Source organism: Microvirgula curvata (assembly GCF_054781615.1).
In genome coordinates, this window is the sequence record NZ_BAAGUB010000035.1 from 308352 (window position 1) to 326064 (window position 17713).

Annotated in this window: 13 protein-coding genes, 1 pseudogene and 1 riboswitch; of the genes and pseudogenes, 10 read left to right on the forward strand and 4 right to left on the reverse strand. The window is 66.7% G+C overall.

The window, feature by feature from the left end; genetic code table 11:
- The first annotated feature begins 400 nt into the window (after positions 1-400).
- The 7 genes and pseudogenes from ACYVG8_RS16380 (at position 401) to thiC (ending at position 7381) form a co-directional block, all read left to right on the forward strand.
- On the forward strand, positions 401-838 hold the full coding sequence (locus ACYVG8_RS16380) for a hypothetical protein (RefSeq protein ID WP_028497939.1): 438 nt from the start codon (positions 401-403) through the stop codon (positions 836-838).
- 82 nt (positions 839-920) lie between these two features.
- Positions 921-2222, forward strand: a complete 1302-nt coding sequence (locus ACYVG8_RS16385) for a ferredoxin reductase family protein (protein ID WP_107888763.1) — start codon at positions 921-923, stop codon at positions 2220-2222.
- A gap of 55 nt (positions 2223-2277) precedes the next feature.
- Positions 2278-2844 carry a YceI family protein gene (locus tag ACYVG8_RS16390; protein WP_107888762.1) on the forward strand — a complete coding sequence of 189 codons (567 nt, stop codon included), beginning with the start codon at positions 2278-2280 and terminating at the stop codon, positions 2842-2844.
- Between the two features lie 76 nt (positions 2845-2920).
- A riboswitch (TPP riboswitch) is annotated at positions 2921-3022 on the forward strand.
- A 56-nt stretch (positions 3023-3078) separates the two neighbouring features.
- Positions 3079-3885 (forward strand): hydroxyethylthiazole kinase, encoded by an 807-nt coding sequence (thiM, locus tag ACYVG8_RS16395; protein ID WP_460746309.1) that lies wholly within the window; start codon positions 3079-3081, stop codon positions 3883-3885.
- Positions 3882-4541 carry a thiamine phosphate synthase gene (gene thiE / locus ACYVG8_RS16400; RefSeq protein WP_460746311.1) on the forward strand — a complete coding sequence of 220 codons (660 nt, stop codon included), beginning with the start codon at positions 3882-3884 and terminating at the stop codon, positions 4539-4541. Before thiM ends, thiE begins: the two co-directional genes overlap by 4 nt.
- Positions 4541-5365, forward strand: coding sequence for a bifunctional hydroxymethylpyrimidine kinase/phosphomethylpyrimidine kinase (gene thiD, locus ACYVG8_RS16405; protein WP_028497934.1), 825 nt, complete (start codon positions 4541-4543; stop codon positions 5363-5365). Before thiE ends, thiD begins: the two co-directional genes overlap by 1 nt.
- A gap of 222 nt (positions 5366-5587) precedes the next feature.
- Positions 5588-7381 (forward strand): annotated as a pseudogene (gene thiC, locus ACYVG8_RS16410) (phosphomethylpyrimidine synthase ThiC).
- Positions 7382-7456: 75 nt separating this feature from the next.
- Here thiC and ACYVG8_RS16415 read toward each other — a convergent pair.
- The 3 genes from ACYVG8_RS16415 to ACYVG8_RS16425 all read right to left on the reverse strand — a co-directional run bounded on the left by ACYVG8_RS16415 (position 7457) and on the right by ACYVG8_RS16425 (position 10109).
- Complete coding sequence (locus ACYVG8_RS16415; protein WP_028497932.1) at positions 7457-7972, reverse strand: DUF2059 domain-containing protein; 516 nt, start codon at positions 7970-7972, stop codon at positions 7457-7459.
- 86 nt (positions 7973-8058) lie between these two features.
- Entirely contained in the window at positions 8059-9447 is a 1389-nt protein-coding gene (locus ACYVG8_RS16420; protein WP_460746312.1) for a sensor histidine kinase N-terminal domain-containing protein, read from the reverse strand.
- Complete coding sequence (locus tag ACYVG8_RS16425) at positions 9444-10109, reverse strand: response regulator (RefSeq protein WP_107888756.1); 666 nt, start codon at positions 10107-10109, stop codon at positions 9444-9446. The genes ACYVG8_RS16420 and ACYVG8_RS16425 overlap by 4 nt, the downstream gene beginning before the upstream one ends.
- A gap of 217 nt (positions 10110-10326) precedes the next feature.
- Between ACYVG8_RS16425 and ACYVG8_RS16430 the strand changes: the two genes are divergently transcribed.
- The 3 genes from ACYVG8_RS16430 (at position 10327) to ACYVG8_RS16440 (ending at position 14285) form a co-directional block, all read left to right on the forward strand.
- The gene (locus ACYVG8_RS16430) at positions 10327-11424 is read left to right on the forward strand and encodes an ABC transporter substrate-binding protein (protein ID WP_460746315.1); all 1098 of its coding nucleotides are present in this window, start codon (positions 10327-10329) and stop codon (positions 11422-11424) included.
- 61 nt (positions 11425-11485) lie between these two features.
- Entirely contained in the window at positions 11486-13228 is a 1743-nt protein-coding gene (locus tag ACYVG8_RS16435) for an ABC transporter permease (protein WP_112691899.1), read from the forward strand.
- Entirely contained in the window at positions 13221-14285 is a 1065-nt protein-coding gene (locus ACYVG8_RS16440) for an ABC transporter ATP-binding protein (protein ID WP_460746317.1), read from the forward strand. The genes ACYVG8_RS16435 and ACYVG8_RS16440 overlap by 8 nt, the downstream gene beginning before the upstream one ends.
- Before the next feature lie 21 nt (positions 14286-14306).
- Here ACYVG8_RS16440 and mfd read toward each other — a convergent pair whose 3' ends face one another.
- A complete protein-coding gene (gene mfd, locus ACYVG8_RS16445) occupies positions 14307-17702 on the reverse strand; it encodes a transcription-repair coupling factor (RefSeq protein ID WP_460746319.1) in 3396 nt (1131 codons plus the stop codon).
- Positions 17703-17713: the final 11 nt, after the last annotated feature.

Consider the following 17713-nt stretch of genomic DNA (forward strand, 5'->3'; position numbering starts at 1 on the left):
TGCTGGCAAGGGTGGGCTCCGACGGTCAGCGTGGCGTCGGTGCACGCCCGACTGACAGAATGGGCCGTGAGCACGGCAGTCTGCCTGTTTGAATCCTGTCCCTTCCGTCCCCGCCGCCGCGGGGAAACCTCGCTACGCTCGTCCGTTCTTCGCGGGCAGTCTGGGAAAGCCTCCGACTGGGGCTTTCTTCGTTTCAGACTGCTGGCAAGGGTGGGCTCCGACGGTCAGCGTGGCGTCGGTGCACGCCCGACTGACAGGAGCTGTCGTGAGCACGGCAGTCTGCCCGATTGAATCCTGCCCCTTCCGTCCCCGCCGCCGCGGGGAAACCTCGCTTCGCTCGTCTGCTCTTCGTTTCCCGGCTGTGCGAAAATCCGGGTTTGCTGTCAAACCGGAGCTGTCCATGAAGCCGCTATCGCGAATCTGCCTGTCCCTGACCGTATTGTTGCTGGGCGCCTGCGCCAGCACGCCCGACAGCGGGCCTTCCGCGCAGGTGATGCCGCTGGCGGCGAAGGACATCGATGTCAAGGGTTGCGGGCTGACGCTGACCCAGCCCAAGGGCGGCACGCTGTTCGTGGTCAGCCAGAGCGGGGATGCGCGCATCCGTCTGGGCAAGGAACTGCTGAAGCTGAAGCGCAAGTCGGCTGACGGCGACACGCTGCCGGGTGGTCAGCGCGAACGGCAGTCGTTCGTCGATGCAACCGGCATGGTCAGCGTCCACCTGACGCTGACGCCGACCGGGATCGTCGATGACAAGGCGCGCACGGTCACGGCCAAGGTCGAAGTCGATACCCCGTCCGGCTTCAATCTGCTGGACATGGCGGGTCTGACCGGCTGCTGAGACGGCGCGCGATTAATCCATGGTTAAATCCCCCGCGCGTTAATGTCGGCATCAACAATGAGATGACCGACGGGAGGATCCCATGGGCAAGTGGCTGGCGGGACTGATCGCCATCAGTGTGGCGATGTGGGCGGGCAGTGTGGACTGGTCCGTGCTGATGGCGGCTGATTTCTGGGCCTGGCGCAAGCAGGCGGTGCTGTTGAGCGGACTGGTACTGTTCTCCGCCATGGCCTTCAGCCTGGTGCTGGCCGTGCGTTCGCGCTGGCTCGAGCGCCAGGTCGGCGGGCTGGACCGTATTTACCGGCTGCACAAGTGGACCGGCATCGGCTGTGCCGTGCTGCTGTTCCTGCACTGGGGCGCGGAAAAATTTCCCAAGTGGATGGTGCAGGCCGGCTGGCTGTTCCGTCCGGCGAAAAAGGGCGGCGGTGGCGAACCGGCGCTGCTGCACGAACTGGCCAAGGGCATCGGCGAGTGGGGCCTGTATCTGGTTGCCGCCCTGCTGCTGATCGCGCTGCTGAAGCTGGTGCCGTACCGCTGGTTCCGCTACGTGCACAAGGTGTTTCCGCTGGTGTTCATTGCCTTCGTGCTGCACGGGCTTGAACTGATGCCGTCGGCGTGGTGGAGCCAGCCGGCCGGCCTGTGGACGCTGGCCTGTGCGCTGGCGGGCTCGGTGGCGGCATTGCTGTCGCTGTCCGGCCGTATCGGCCGCCAGCGTCGTCATGCCGGCCAGGTGGTCGCGGTGCGGCATGCCCCGGCGGCCGGCATGCTGGAGGTCGAGGTCGATCTGGACTCGCAGGCATTCGCTCACGCGGCCGGTCAGTTCGCTTTCGTGACCTTCGATCCGGCCGAGGGTGCTCACCCGTTCTCGATTGCATCGGCAACCCGTGAGGACGGCCGGCTGCGCTTCGGCATCAAGGCGCTCGGCGACTACACCGGAACACTGTCGGACCGGATTCGCCCCGGCCAGCCGGTCGAGGTCGAAGGCCCGTATGGCGGCTTCGATTTCAGCGGTCCGGCCCGGCAGGTGTGGGTGGCCGGTGGCGTGGGCATCACGCCGTTCCTGGCACGGCTGGAGGCGCTGTCCCGCGAAGGCGGCAGTCAGGGAGTGGTCGATTTCTACTATTGCTGCCGCAGCCGCGAACAGATGTGGCCGGCGGATCTCGATGCGCGTTGCCGGGCTGCCGGCGTGAACCTGCACCTGTGCATTGCCGGCGACGGTCAGCGGCTGGATGCCACGCATATCGCCAGCGGCTGGCGGGATGGCGAGCGGCCGCCGGTCTGGTTCTGTGGACCGGCCCCGTTTGCCGAGCAGTTGCAGAACGGACTGGCCGCGCTTGGCCTGCCTCCGGCGCATTTCCATCGCGAATTTTTCGCCATGCGCTGACAGGCAGCGGGCGGCAACGGTATAACTCACTTATCGTTGTCGCCCGGAGACCATCATGAAATACGCGCTGCTGTTTTGCCTGCTGCCACTGGCGGCCGCGGCCGCGCCGGTGCGCTATGACATCGAATCGACGCACAGCTATCCGACTTTCGCCGTCAGCCATTTCGGCTTTTCCGAACTGATCGGGCGCTTCAACCGGACCCAGGGCTTTATCGTGCTCGACCGCGAGGCGCAGCGCGGCGAGATCGAGGTGAGCATCGACGCCGCGTCGATCGACACCGGCCTGCCGGCGCGCGATACCGTACTGCGCAGCAAGGATTTCTTCCAGGTCAGCCAGTATCCGGTGCTGCGCTTTCATTCCACGCAGTTGCGCTTCGACAAGGATCAGCCGGTGGCCGCGGACGGCGAGCTGACCCTGACCGGCATCACCCTGCCGGTCGCGCTGAAAATCGAGCGGCTGACTTGCGGCCGGCATCCGTACTGGGGCCGCAATGCCTGTGGCGCCAAGGTCACGACCGAGTTCAGGCGCTCGGCGTTCGGCATGAAGTATGGCCTGCCCTTCGTCGGTGACACCATCCGCATCCGCATCGATCTGGAAGCGCTGGAAAGCCCGGCCGACTGAGGCCGCTGCGACGACGGCCGGCGCCGGCAGTGCATTGACGGCCCGCGCCGCTGGCCGCACAATCGGCGCTCGTTTCAACCGTGACTCGGGGTGTCGACGGCGTTTGTCGTCGGCTGAGATAGTCCCGCAATCACCTGATCTGGGTCATGCCAGCGTAGGGAGGTCACGATGCCGCGCCGGCTTTCGCCCGTGCGCCGCTCGCGCTTCCGCTGTCATGCTGCCCGAAGGGACCGCATGTCGGAATCGACGCCACTCACTTCCTCCCGTGCCGCGCACGAGATCGCCCGTGTCCGCGCCGCGGCGCCTCTGGTCCATTGCCTGACCAATTCCGTGGTCACCCCGTTTACCGCCAATGTGCTGCTGGCGTGCGGGTGTGCGCCCGCCATGGTGGTTGCCCGCGAAGAGGTTGCCGCGTTCGCCGCCGTGGCCTCGGCACTGTCGGTCAATGTCGGGACGCTGGATTCGCACCAGGCCGAGGCGATCCTGCTGGCGGTTCGCGCCGCTGCCGAGGCCGGTACGCCGTGGACACTGGACCCGGTCGCCGTGGGCGCGCTGGCCTATCGCACGGCATTCAGCCATGAGCTGCTGGCGTTTGCGCCGGCGGCAATCCGCGGCAATGCGTCGGAAATCATCGCGCTGGCCGGACTCGGTCATGGCGGCCGCGGCGTCGACAGCACCGCCGGCAGCGACGAGGCGGTCAGTGCCGCCGTGGCACTGGCGCGCCGGACCGGCGCCGTCGTCGCGGTGACCGGTGCCACCGACTACATTACCGATGGCGAACGACTGCTGTCGGTCGCCAATGGCCACCCGCTGCTGCAACGGGTGACCGGTACCGGCTGCTCGCTGTCGGCGCTGGTCGCCGCCAGCATGGCCGGGGCGCCGGACCGGCTGCATGCCGCCGCCAGTGCCTGCGCATGGATGGCCATTGCCGGCGAGCAGGCTGCCGAACAGGCCGCCGGTCCCGGCAGTTTCGCCGTGGCGCTGCTCGATGCGCTGGCCGGACTCGATGCCCCGACCCTGGAACGGAGGTTGCCGGCATGAGGCGCGAACTCGATCTGACCGTCTATCTGGTACTCGACCCCGACCTGTGCGGCGGCATCGACGGCATGTGCCGGGTGACCGAGAGCGCGCTGGAAGGCGGCGTCACCATGGTGCAGCTGCGTGCGCCGCAGTGGAAGAAACGGCAGTGGGTCGACGCCGCGCGCGCGCTGTTGCCGCTGTGCCGCTGTGCCAATGTCCCGCTGCTGATCAATGACCAGGTCGATGTGGCGCTGGCGGTCGACGCCGACGGCGTCCATGTCGGCCAGCAGGACCTGCCGGCGGCAGAAGCCCGGCGCCTGCTCGGTCCGTCGCGCATTGTCGGCCTGTCGGCGTCGAACGCCGCCCAGCTGGCCGCCGTCGACGCCGGGGTGGTCGACTATGTGGGCGTCGGTCCGGTCTACCCGACCGGCACCAAGCCGGATGCGTCGCCGGTGATCGGCCTGGCCGGTTTTGGCGAACTGATGCGGCAGAAAACGCTGCCGGCGGTCGCCATTGGCGGCATCGGCCCCGCGAATGCTGCTGCCGTCTATGCGGCCGGTGCCGACGGCATTGCCGTGGTGTCGGCCATTTGTGCCGCTGCCGACCCGCGTGCCGCTGCTGCCGCCCTGCGGGCGCTGAGCCACGTTTCCGCCACCCCGTCCGCCAGCGAGTCCTGATGTCCCTGCCCGAACATCCCGCCTTCATTCCGCATGCCCTGACCATCGCCGGCTCCGATTCCGGCGGCGGCGCCGGCATCCAGGCCGACCTGAAAACCTTTTCCGCGCTTGGCGCCTATGGCCTGTCGGTCATCAGCGCGCTGACCGCGCAGAACACGCGCGGTGTCACCGGCGTGCACGCGGTGCCGCCGGCCTTTGTCGCCGCCCAGCTTGACGCCGTGTTCAGTGATATCCGCATCGACGCCGCCAAGTGCGGGATGCTGGCCACGGCCGACATCATCCATGCCGTTGCTGCCAGCGTTCGCCAGTACCGGCCGAAGTGGCTGGTGCTGGATACGGTGATGATCGCCAAGGGCGGCCATCCGCTGCTGGCCGCCGATGCCGTGGCGGCGCTGCGCGACGAACTGCTGCCGCTGGCATCGCTGATCACCCCGAACCTGCCGGAGGCCGCCGCGCTGCTGGGCGAGCCGGTGGTGCGCGACGAGGACGGCATGCTGGCCCAGGCCGAGCGCCTGCTGGCGCTGGGGGCTGACGCGGTGCTGATGAAGGGCGGTCATCTGGAGAACACGGCGGACAGCCCGGACTGGCTGGTGACCCGCGATGGCGCCGAACGCTTCCCGGCGGTACGCGTTGTCACCCGCAATACCCACGGTACCGGCTGCACCCTGTCCGCCGCGCTGACGGCGCTGCGGCCGCAGCGACGCAACTGGGCCGAGACCGTTCACGACGCCAAGCACTGGCTGACCGAGGCGCTGACAGCGGCCGACCGGCTGCAGGTCGGACACGGTATCGGCCCGGTCCATCATTTCCATGCCTGGTGGTAACGCCATTCCGACGCCCGGCCGGCCGCGCGACAGCGCATCGCGAACTGCTGGCGTCTGCAAACCGGGTGGCCTGAACGCCACCCAGAAACCGAGAGAGAACTGCCCATGACCGCCCGCGATTTCCGTGCCGACGACGCCCATGTCGACCAGGCCGCCATCCAGCCGCTGCCCGCGTCGAAGAAAATCTATGTGCAGGGCTCGCGTCCCGACCTGCGTGTGCCGATGCGCGAGATCAGCCTGACCGATACCACGCTGAACGGTGGCGTCGAAGCCAATCCGCCGGTGACGGTCTATGACACGTCCGGGCTCTATACCGATCCGGATGCGCGCATCGATATCCGCAAGGGGCTGCCCGAGCTGCGTGCACCGTGGATCGACGAGCGCGGTGACACCGAGCGGCTGGCGCAACTGACCAGCGCCTTCGGCCGCAGCCGGCTGGCCGATGCCAGTCTCGATCCGTTGCGCTTCGAACTGGTGCGCACGCCGCGCCGCGCCCGCGCCGGCAGCAATGTCACCCAGATGCACTATGCGCGCCAGGGCATCGTCACCCCGGAAATGGAATTCGTCGCCATCCGCGAGAACCTGCGTCGCCGCGAGTATCTGGAAAGCCTGCGCGCCAGCGGCCCGCAGGGCGAAAAAATGGCGGCCTTCATGACCCGCCAGCACCCGGGCGAAAGCTTCGGCGCCAGCATTCCGGCCGAGATCACGCCGGAATTCGTGCGCGACGAGATCGCCCGCGGCCGCGCCGTCATCCCGGCCAACATCAATCACCCGGAAGTCGAACCGATGATCATCGGCCGCAATTTCCTGGTGAAGATCAATGGCAATATCGGCAATTCGGCCGTCACGTCGTCGATCAACGAGGAAGTCGACAAGATGACCTGGGGCATCCGCTGGGGGGCGGACACCATCATGGATCTGTCGACCGGCAAGCATATTCACGAAACGCGCGAGTGGATCATCCGCAACAGCCCGGTGCCGATCGGCACGGTGCCGATCTATCAGGCGCTGGAAAAGGTGAACGGCAAGGCCGAGGACCTGACCTGGGAGCTGTTCCGCGACACGCTGATCGAGCAGGCCGAGCAGGGGGTCGACTATTTCACCATCCACGCCGGCGTGCGCCTGGCCCACGTGCCGCTGACCGCCAACCGCATGACCGGCATCGTCAGCCGCGGTGGCTCGATCATGGCCAAGTGGTGTCTGTCCCACCATCAGGAAAATTTCCTGTACACCCGCTTCGACGATATCTGCCAGATCATGAAGGCCTACGACGTCAGCTTCAGTCTTGGCGACGGCCTGCGTCCGGGCTCGGTCTAGGATGCGAACGACGAGGCACAACTGGCCGAACTGAAGACACTGGGCGAACTGACGCAGATTGCCTGGAAGCATGATGTGCAGGTGATGATCGAAGGCCCGGGCCATGTGCCGATGCAGCTGATCAAGGAGAACATGGACAAGCAGCTGGAATGGTGCGACGAAGCGCCGTTCTACACCCTGGGCCCGCTGACCACCGATATCGCCCCCGGCTACGATCACATCACGTCGGCGATCGGTGCCGCGCAGATCGGCTGGTATGGCACGGCGATGCTGTGCTACGTGACGCCGAAGGAGCACCTGGGGCTGCCGAACAAGGCCGACGTCAAGGAAGGCATCATCACCTACAAGCTCGCCGCGCACGCCGCCGACCTGGCCAAGGGCCATCCCGGCGCGCAGATCCGCGACAATGCGCTGTCCAAGGCCCGCTTCGAGTTCCGCTGGGAAGATCAGTTCAACCTCGGCCTCGACCCGGACCGCGCCCGCGAGTTCCATGACGAAACCCTGCCGAAGGACAGTGCCAAGGTCGCGCATTTCTGCTCGATGTGCGGCCCGCACTTCTGCTCGATGAAGATCACCCAGGACGTGCGCGATTTCGCCGCCCGTCAGGGTATCGCCGAACAGGACGCGCTGCGCCAGGGCATGGAGACCAAGGCCATCGAGTTCAAGAAGGGCGGCGGCAAGCTGTACGACAAGGTGTAAGCGGGCAACTGCCATGTCCTGACACAGAAACGCCACCCCTCGGGGTGGCGTTATTGCGTGGGCCGGCGATGACGCTCAGTGCTTGCGGGCGGCCTTGTCTTCCTGCATCTGCTTGACCGACTCGGCCAGCGCGGCCTGCAGGCGCGGCACGATGACGCTCATGCGCTCCTGGATCTGCGCCGTGGTCCGCTTCGAGACTTCCGGCATTTTGGTGGTCAGCATTTTGCCGGTCGGCGTGCGGTAGAAGGCGATCAGCTGGTCGATCTCGTCCTGGGTGAACACTTCCTGGTACAGCTTCACATAGCCAGGGCGCAGCGCCTCCCAGCTCAGTTCGGTACGGATCGTTTCCAGCGACTTGCTGGCATACAGGCGCAGTGCTTTCTGCTGGTCGGCATCGAGCTGCATTTCCGTGATCAGCTCCTGGTTGATGTTTTCCAGCACCTGGCCGGCCTGGTCGGACATCTGCACGGCCAGCTGTCTGGCACCGGTGACATCCAGCAGGGTGTCGATGGACTCGACACTGGGCGTGGCGGCCAGCGCGGGGCGGATCAGGCAGGTGGCGAACAGGACAATGGCGAGCAGACGGCGCATGGCGTAATGACTTTTGGATTGAGGTCCGCGCATTGTGCCATGTCCGGACCGGATTGCATGCCGATTGCCATTGTCGGCCGCAGGGGTCAGGGCGGCGCAGGATGACCGGCAAAGCTGACGTGCACCGTCAGCCCGCCACCTGGCGTATCGTCGAGCCGGATGCGGGCCGCATGGCGGTGGGCGATTTCGCGCACGATGGCCAGCCCCAGTCCGCTGCCGTCGGCCCGGGTGCCGGCCACGCGGTAGAAACGGCTGAAGACCTTGTCGCGTTCGGCCGGCGCGATGCCGGGGCCGTTGTCGATCACGGCCAGCCGGGGTCCGTCGGAACTGGTGGTGACGGCGACGGTGAGGCGCGGGCCGGCGTGGCGGATGGCATTGTCGATCAGGTTGCCGATCATTTCCTGCAGCAGGGCCGGCTGGCCCTCCATCCAGGCGTGCTGCGCGCCGTCGTAGCCGAGGTCGATGCCATGCCGGCGGGCGACCGGCGACCATTCCAGTGCCACGTCGCGCGCCAGCGCCGCCAGATCGACCGGCTCGCTGGTGGCCACCAGACCGCTGTCCGGCTCCAGTCGTGACAGCGACAACAGTTGCTGGACGCCGTGGGAGGCCTGATGCAGCGTGTGCAGCTGGCCGCGCAGCCGCTGATGCAGCACGGCCGGGTCCTGTTCGCGCAGTGCCAGTTCGGTCTGGGCCTGGATGACGGCCAGCGGTGTCTTCAGCTGGTGGGCGGCATCGTCGAAGAAGCGCCGGCGCGCACTCAGCATCTGCTGCATCCGTTCCACATGCCGATTCAGCGCGGTGACCAGCGGGCGGATTTCGGTCGGCAGATCGCGGGTGTCCAGTGCCTGCAGCCTGTCGCCCCGCTGCGCGCCGAGCGCTGCCGACAGCCGGTCCAGCGGCTTGAGGCCATGACCGATGGCGAACAGCACGATGGCCAGCGCCAGTGAGACCAGTACCACTTCCTGCTGCAGCGAGCCGATCAGGATTTCGCGCGCGAGCTGGCGGCGCAGTTCCGGGGTTTCGCCGACCAGCACCCACACGCTGCGATGGCTGCCGCGGCTGACGTCGTAGACCGGCTGGCGCAGCGCGATCAGGCGCAGGGTGTCATCGCGAAACGGGGCTTCGTAGTACTGCGGGCGGAAGTCGGGCGGACCGTTGCCGGCCGGCAGCGGCAGGTCGGCGTAGCCGGTCAGCGTGCTGCCGTTGCCCTCGGCCACCCGGTAGAACACCCGCCCCTGGGAATTGGCTTCGAACAGCTCCAGCGCCAGATAGGGCAGATCGACCTGCAGGCGGTCGCCATCCAGCCGCACCCCCTCGGCGATGGCCTTGGCCGAGGTGAACAGCGTGCGGTCGAAAGCCATGTTTGCCGTGCCCATGGCGCGCTGGTAGGTCAGCCAGGCGTCGAAACCGAGCAGGGCCAGCAGTGGCAGCAGCAGCCAGACCGCCAGCTTCAGGCGCAGGCTGGACAGTGTCATTTCGCTTCCAGCAGATAGCCGAGGCCGCGCAGGGTGACGATGGCGACCGGGGCGTGGCCGAGTTTCTTGCGCAGCCGGTGGATGTAGATCTCGATGGCATCGGCGCTGCTGGACTCGTCCAGTCCGAAGATCTTCTCCGACAGCGTGTCCTTGCTGACCGCCTTGCCGTCGCGCAGGATCAGCACTTCCAGTACCGCATGTTCGCGCGGCGTCAGCTGCAGTCGCTCACCGGCCAGCGTGAACTGGCGGCCGGCACTGTCGTAGCTGAGCGGGCCGCAGTGGTGGACATTGCTTTCCTGGCCATGGCTGCGGCGGATCAGTGCCCGGGCGCGCGCTTCGAGCTCGGCCAGCTCGAAGGGCTTGGGCAGGTAGTCGTCGGCACCGAGGTCCAGCCCGCGCACCCGGTCGCCGACCGCGCCGTGTGCGGTCAGGATCATGACCGGCACCCGGTTGCGACGTGCGCGCAGCCGGCGCAGCACTTCCCAGCCGTCCAGCCGCGGCAGCGCCAGATCGAGGATGACCAGTGCGTAGTCCTGGGTGTGCAGTACATGGTCGGCGTCGGCGCCGTTGTGCATGCAGTCAACACTGAAGCCGGCCTGGCTCAGGGCGCGGGTCAGCGATTCGGCCAGTGGCAGGTGGTCTTCGACAAGCAGGATGCGCATGGTGACGGAGCGATGGAAAAACGGGAAATCCAGTGTAGCGACTCCCGCAATGCACAATGAAAATAATCCGCAGGCGGGCCGGGTTGAAAGCGAATCGAAAGCGGCGACTGCCTATTCTCGTGTCACACAACTGACATTCCGGGCGGCGCTGGTGCCGCCGGGGCCGCGATCGCCGGGCACAACGGCGGCCGGTCGTCAGCCCACAAGGAGATTCTGCATGAAGCGATTCAAGCAACTCGCGCTGGCCGCTGCGCTGGCCTGTACCGCCGCCACTGCCCTGGCCGATCCGCTGCCGCCCGGCTATCCGGCCAGCTACAGCAACCAGATTGCCGCCGCGCGCAAGGAAGGCAAGGTCGTGGTCTACTCGACGACCGATACCGCCGCCGTCCGCCCGCTGATCAAGGACTTCGAAGCGCTCTATCCGGGCGTCCGGGTCGAATACAACGACATGAACAGCACCGAGCTGTACAACCGCTTCATCAGCGGGGCTGCCGCAGGCGGCGGCTCCGCCGACGTGCTGTGGAGTTCGGCGATGGACCTGCAGGTCAAGCTGGTCAATGACGGTTTTGCCGCCAGCTATGCGTCGCCGGAAGTGGCAAACCTGCCGGGCTGGGCGCATTACCAGGGCCTTGCCTATGGCACCACCTTCGAGCCGATTGCCATCGTCTACAACAAGCGGTTGCTGACCGCTGCCGAAATTCCGCAGACCCATGCCGATCTGGCCCGCATTGTCCGCGCCAATCCGAAGAAATTCGCCGGCAAGGTCACCACCTACGATATCGAGAAGTCCGGCGTCGGCTTCAACTACCTGACCCAGGACTACCGCGTGGCCGGCAATGCCACCTGGGATCTGATCCGCGCGCTGGGGGCGACCGGTCTCAAGGTGCAGTCGAGTACCGGGGCGATGCTGGAACGCATCTCGTCCGGCGAGAACCTGATCGGCTACAACATCATTGGCTCCTATGCGTTCACCAAGGCCAAGAAGGACCCGTCGATCGGCTATGTGTATCCGAAGGACTACACGCTGGTGGTCAGCCGGCTGTCGGTGATTTCGAAGAGCGCACGCTCGCCGAATGCGGCGCGGCTGTGGACCGACTACCTGCTGTCGAAGCGCGGACAGACCCTGCTCGCCAACCAGGCCGACCTGTTTGCCATCCGTGCCGACGTGACCGGCGAGACGTCGATGGCGGGCCTGACGCGCCAGCTTGGCAACAGCCTCAAGCCGATCCAGGTCGGCACCGGACTGCTGGTGTATCTGGATCAGGCCAAGCGTCTGGAATTCCTGAAGACCTGGAAGCAGGCTCTCGCCAAGTAACACCGATCGACGCCCGCCGCGCGGCCGGATGCCCGCGGCGGCGTCCACCAGGAACACACCCATGACTTCCCCTCTCCCGTCGGCGCCGACCCTGGCGCCTGCGCAGGCCCCGCTGCGCCTGCCGCCCGTTCTGCGGCAGCTGACCCCCTCGCGCTGGCTGACCATCGGCCTAGTGCTGGTGGCGGTGCTGATGCCGCTGTCGCTGATCGTGTACCAGAGCCTGCTGTCCGCACCGTTCTTCATGCCGGACAAGACACTGAGTCTCGATGCCTACCGTTTCATTTTCGATGACCCGGACTTCTGGTCGGCGCTGGGCAATTCGGTCGCCATTGCCGCCGGCATGCTGGTCATCGCCGTGCCGCTGGGCGGGCTGCTGGCCTTCCTGATGGTGCGCACCAATCTGCCCGGCCGTCGCTGGCTGGAACCGCTGCTGCTGACGCCGGTGTTCGTGTCGCCGATGGTGCTGGCATTCGGCTATGTGGTCGCCACCGGTCCGGTCGGCTTCTACTCGCTGTGGTGGCGCAATCTGTTCGGCGATGTGCCGTGGAACATCTACACCCTGTCCAGCATTGCGCTGATCGCCGGCCTGACCCATGTTCCGCACGTGTACCTGTATGCCTCGGCCGCGCTGCGCAATCTCGGCGCCGATGTCGAGGAGGCGGCGAGAATCTCCGGAGCGACGCCGTTCCGGGTGGCGCGCGATGTCAGCCTGCCGATGGTGATGCCCTCGCTGATGTTCTCCGGTGTGCTGGTGTTCTTCCTCGGCTTCGAGATTTTCGGCCTGCCGCTGGTGCTCGGCGACCCCGAGGGGCACCTGGTGCTGGCGACCTATCTGTACAAGCTGACCAACAAGCTCGGCATTCCGTCCTATCACCTGATGGCGGCGGTGGCGATGTGCATCGTGGCGGCCACTTTCCCGCTGGTGCTGTTGCAGCGCCGGCTGCTGCGCAGCGCCAGCAAGTATGTGTCGATCAAGGGCAAGGCCGCACGCCAGCAGCCGCTGCCGCTCGGCAACTGGCGCTGGCTGGCATTCGCCATCATCGGCCTGTGGCTGGCAGTGACCGTGCTGGTGCCCCTGTCCGGCATCGTGCTGCGCGCTTTCGTCAGCCACTGGGGCGATGGCGTATCGCTGCTCGACTCGCTGACGCTGTCCAATTTCACCGACCTGTTCGAGCAGGACAATATGGTGCGCGCCATCACCAATACCCTGGGGGTCGGCGTGATCGGCGGGCTGGTGGCGGTGGCCGCGTATACCGCGATCGGCTTTGCCGGCCACCGGCGTGCCGATGGCGGCAGCCGGCTGCTCGACTACATCGTGCTGCTGCCGCGCGCAGTGCCGGGCATCCTCGCCGGCCTGGCCTTCCTGTGGGTGTTCCTGTTCGTGCCGGGGCTGAAGGAGCTGCGGAACTCGATGTTCTCGATCTGGCTGGCCTACACCGTGGTCTGGCTGGCCTACGGGATGCGGCTGGTCCAGGGCGCGCTGATGCAGGTCGGGCCCGAACTGGAGGAGGCCGCGCGCAGCGTCGGCGCCAGCCGCGGCCGAACCAGCCGCGATATCACGCTGCCGCTGATCCGCTACGGGCTGCTGGCCAGCTGGCTGCTGATCTTCATGATTTTCGAGCGGGAATACTCGACGGCGGTCTATCTGCTGTCGCCGGGCACCGAGGTGATCGGTTCGCTGCTGGTGTCGCTGTGGGCAACCGGCGCGGTCGATCAGGTCGCGGCCCTGTCGGTCATCAACATTGCCATGGTCGGCGCCGGTCTGGCGGTCGCCCTGCGTTTCGGAGTGAAACTTCATGACTAAGCTTGTTGTCGAAAATCTGCACCTGAGCTACGACGCCCATCCGATTCTCAATGGCGTGTCATTCCAGCTCAAGGCCGGAGAAGTGGTGTCGCTGCTCGGCGCGTCCGGCAGCGGCAAGACCACGCTGCTGCGCGCCGTGGCCGGGCTGGAACAACCGTCGGATGGCAAGATCCTGCTCGATGGCAAACTGCTGTATGACGGCGCCAGTGCGCACAACCTGCCGGTCGAGCAGCGCGCACTCGGGCTGGTGTTCCAGTTCTATGCGCTGTGGCCGCACCGTTCGGTATTCGACAACGTGGCCTATGGCCTCAAACTGCGCCGGGTCGGCACGGCCGAAATCCGCCAGCGCGTCGACCAGGTGCTGACGCAGCTGGGGCTGGCGCAACTGGCCGGGCGCTTTCCGTTCCAGTTGTCGGGGGGCCAGCAGCAGCGGGTCGCCATTGCCCGTGCGCTGGTCTACAACCCGCCGGTCATCCTGCTCGACGAGCCGCTGTCCAACCTGGACGCCAAGCTGCGCGAGGAGGCCCGTGCCTGGCTGCGCGCGCTGATCATCGAACTCGGGCTGTCGGCGCTGTGCGTGACCCATGACCAGACCGAGGCGATGGCGATGTCCGATCGCATCCTGTTGCTGAAGAACGGCCGCATCGAGCAGGAGGGCACGCCGGCCGAGCTGTATGCCACGCCGAAATCGCTGTACAGCGCCGAGTTCATGGGCAGCAACAACAAGCTGACAGCAAGGGTGGCCGCGGTCGATGGCCACCGGGTGCGCATTGCCGGCGCGGACTGGGAGCTGTCCGGGCAGGCGATCGACCATGTCACCGTCGGCGCCGGTGCGCAGGCGGTGATCCGGCTCGAACGCGTCAGCGTGGCTGACGGCCCCGGAGACAACCGGGTCCGCGCCCGGCTGGTGACGGCCATGTACCTCGGCGACCGCTGGGAGTATCTGTTCGACCGTGGCGATCTGCGCTTCCGCGCCTTTGGCCACATGCCACGAGAGGCCGGAGAGTACTGGGTCGAGTTTCCGGCCAACGACTGCTGGGTGTTTGCGGCGGCGTAGCCGTGCAGGGCGCTGGTGGCGTTACGCCGCCAGTTCCTTCAGCAGTTCCTTGACCCGCACCGCACGCATGGCCGGGTCGTTCAGCGTGGCTTCGACCCGCAGCTTGTCCTGGCCGGCGAGCTTGTAGTTCCGCTTGCTCTGGATCAGACCGATGATCTTCATCGGCTCGACCGGCGTCTGGCTGGAGAAGGTCAGCTGGATCGCCGTGTCCGACGCGTCGCAGCGGCTGACGCCGAGATCGCGCGCCAGCAGGCGCAGGCGGTGGCTGTCGATCAGCAGTTTGACCGGCGGTGTCGGCAGGCCGAAGCGGTCGATCAGCTCCTCGTGGATTTCGTCGATGTCGGCACCGGTGTCGCAACTGGCCAGCCGCTTGTACAGCACCAGCCGTTCATGAACGTCCGGGCAGTAGTCGTCCGGCAGCAGTGCCGGGGCGTGCAGATTGATCTCGGTCGTCACGCCCAGCGGCTGGTCGAGATCGGGCTCCTGGCCCTTCTTCAGCGCCTTGACCGCCGCCTTCAGCATCTCGGTGTACAGGCCAAAGCCGACTTCCTGCATTTCGCCGGACTGGCCTTCGCCGAGCACTTCGCCGGCGCCGCGGATTTCCAGATCGTGCATGGCCAGGTAGAAGCCGCTGCCGAGGTCTTCCATCGCCTGGATCGCCTCCAGCCGCTTCTGCGCATCGCGGCTGATGTTCTCCGGTGTCAGCAGGTAGGCATATGCCTGGTGGTAGGAGCGGCCGACCCGGCCGCGCAGCTGGTGCAACTGCGCCAGACCGAACTTGTCGGCGCGGTGGATCAGGATGGTGTTGGCATTCGGGATGTCGATGCCGGTTTCGATAATGGTCGAGCACAGCAGCACGTTGAAGCGCTGCTGGTTGAAGTCGCGCATCACCTGTTCCAGCTCGCGCTCGCGCAGCTGGCCGTGGGCGACGCCGACCCGGGCCTCGGGCAGCAGCTCGACCAGCTTCTCGCGCATGTTCTCGATGGTTTCGACCTCGTTGTAGAGGAAGAACACCTGGCCGCCGCGCTTGAGTTCGCGCAGCACGGCTTCGCGGATCACGCCATTGGACAGCGGGCTGACGAAGGTCTTGACCGACAGCCGGCGGCTTGGCGCCGTGGCAATGACCGAGAAGTCACGCAGCCCCTCCAGCGACATGGCCAGGGTGCGCGGAATCGGCGTTGCGGTCAGCGTCAGCACGTCGACATTGGCGCGCAGCCGTTTCAGCTGTTCCTTCTGGCGCACGCCGAAGCGGTGCTCCTCGTCGATGATGACCAGCCCCAGGCGCTTGAACACCACGTCCGGCTGGACCAGCCGGTGGGTGCCGATGACGATGTCGACCGAGCCGTCGGCCAGCCCGGCCAGGGTGGCCTTCTGCTCTTTGGCCGAGCGGAAGCGCGACAGTTCGGCGACCTTGACCGGCCAGTCGGCAAAACGGTCGGCAAAGCTCTGTGCATGCTGTTCGGCCAGCAGCGTGGTCGGTACCAGTACCGAGACCTGGCGGCCGGCCATGGCGGCGATAAAGGCGGCGCGCAACGCGACTTCGGTCTTGCCGAAGCCGACGTCGCCACAGACCAGCCGGTCCATGGGCTTCTCCGCGCTCATGTCGGCGATGACAGCCTCGATGGTGGCCTGCTGGTCGGCGGTTTCCTCGAAGCCGAAGCCGGCGGCGAAGGCGTCGTAGTCGTTGGGGCTGATGGTGAAGGCGTGGCCGGCGCGGGCGGCACGCTGGGCGTACAGATTCAGCAGTTCGGCCGCGGTGTCGCGCGCCTTTTCGGCCGCGCGCTTGCGCGCCTTGTCCCACTGGCTGCTGCCGAGCCGGGTCAGCTGGACATTGTCACTGGCCGAGCCGGCGTAACGGCTGATCATGTGCAATTGCGCCACCGGTACGTACAGCTTGGCGCTGTCGGCGTACTCGATGGTCATCATCTCGGTCAGCCCTTCGCCGAGATCGAGTGACTCCAGCCCCAGGTAGCGGCCGATGCCGTGGGTTTCATGCACGACCGGATCGCCGACCTTGACCTCGGCCAGATCGCGCAGCATGGCGTCGGTGTTGCTGCGCTTGCGCTGCTGGCGCGGCGTGCGTGCCACGGTCTGGTACAGGTCGGATTCGGTGATGAAGGACAGACCGGCCGCGCGGTCGACAAAGCCGCGCGTCAGCGTGCCGGCCAGCAGCGCGCAACGGACGTTGCCGTCGACGAAGTCGGCCAGGCTGTCCAGCGGGGTCGGCTTCAGCCCGTATTCGGCCAGCAACTGGTAAATGGTTTCGCGCCGGCCCAGGCTTTCCGCGATCAGCAGTACCCGGGTGTCGGTGCTGTCGACGAACTGCTTGAGGCGGGCGACCGGCACGTCGGCGCGGCGGTCGACGTTCAGGTCCGGCAGCAGGGCGACATCGTCCGGCAGCGCGCCTTCGGTGTCGATGGCCAGCCGCGGATACGGCTTCAGCGCGCTCATCAGTGCATCGGGGCGCTGATAAAGCTGGTCCGGCGGCAGGCACGGGCGGGCGGTTTCGCCGCGCAGCAGGTCGTAGCGGCTCTGTACCTCGCGCCAGAAGCCCTCGGCGGTCGCCAGCGTGTCGGCGTGCATGGCGATGGCGGCGTTGTCGCCGAGATAGTCGAACAGCGTCGAGGTGGTGTCGAAGAACAGCGGCAGGTAGTACTCGATGCCGGCCGGCACGCTGCCGGCCGAGATGTCCTTGTACAGCCGGCAGCGCGACGGATCACCCTCGAACGTTTCGCGGAAATGCTGGCGGAAGGTGGTGACGCCGTCGTTGTCGGTCGGGAACTCGCGCGCCGGCAGCAGGCGGATGTCCTGCACCGGGTAAACGGTGCGCTGGGTGTCGACGTCGAAGGTCCGCAGGGTTTCGATTTCGTCGCCGAACAGGTCGATGCGGTACGGCAGATTGCTGCCGGTCGGGAACAGGTCGACCAGCCCGCCGCGAATCGAGAACTCGCCCGGCGCATAGACCTGGGTCACATGGGTATAGCCGGCCCGCGTCAGGTCGGCGCGCAGGCGCTCGACATCGAGCGTGTCACCGACCTTGAGGAAGAAGGTGCGTCCGGCCAGGTACTCGAACGGCGACAGCCGCATCATCGCCGTGGCGGCCGAGGCGACCACTACGTCGGCCTGACCCTGGCGCAGTTTCCACAGTGTCGCCAGTCGTTCCGACACCAGATCGGCGTGCGGCGAAAAGTGGTCGTACGGCAGGGTTTCCCAGTCCGGCAGATAGGCGATCCGCAATGACGGCGCGAAGAACAGCATTTCGTCGGCCAGCCGGCGTGCGCTGTGCGCGTCGGCGGTCAGGACCAGCAGCGGGCGCCCGCCATCGCGGGCGATGGCCGCCAGCCGGGCGCTGTCGGCGCCGGGAGGCAGATGACCAAGGGAGTGTTTCTGACCGGGAACGGGAAGGACTGACGACATGGGCTGCGATT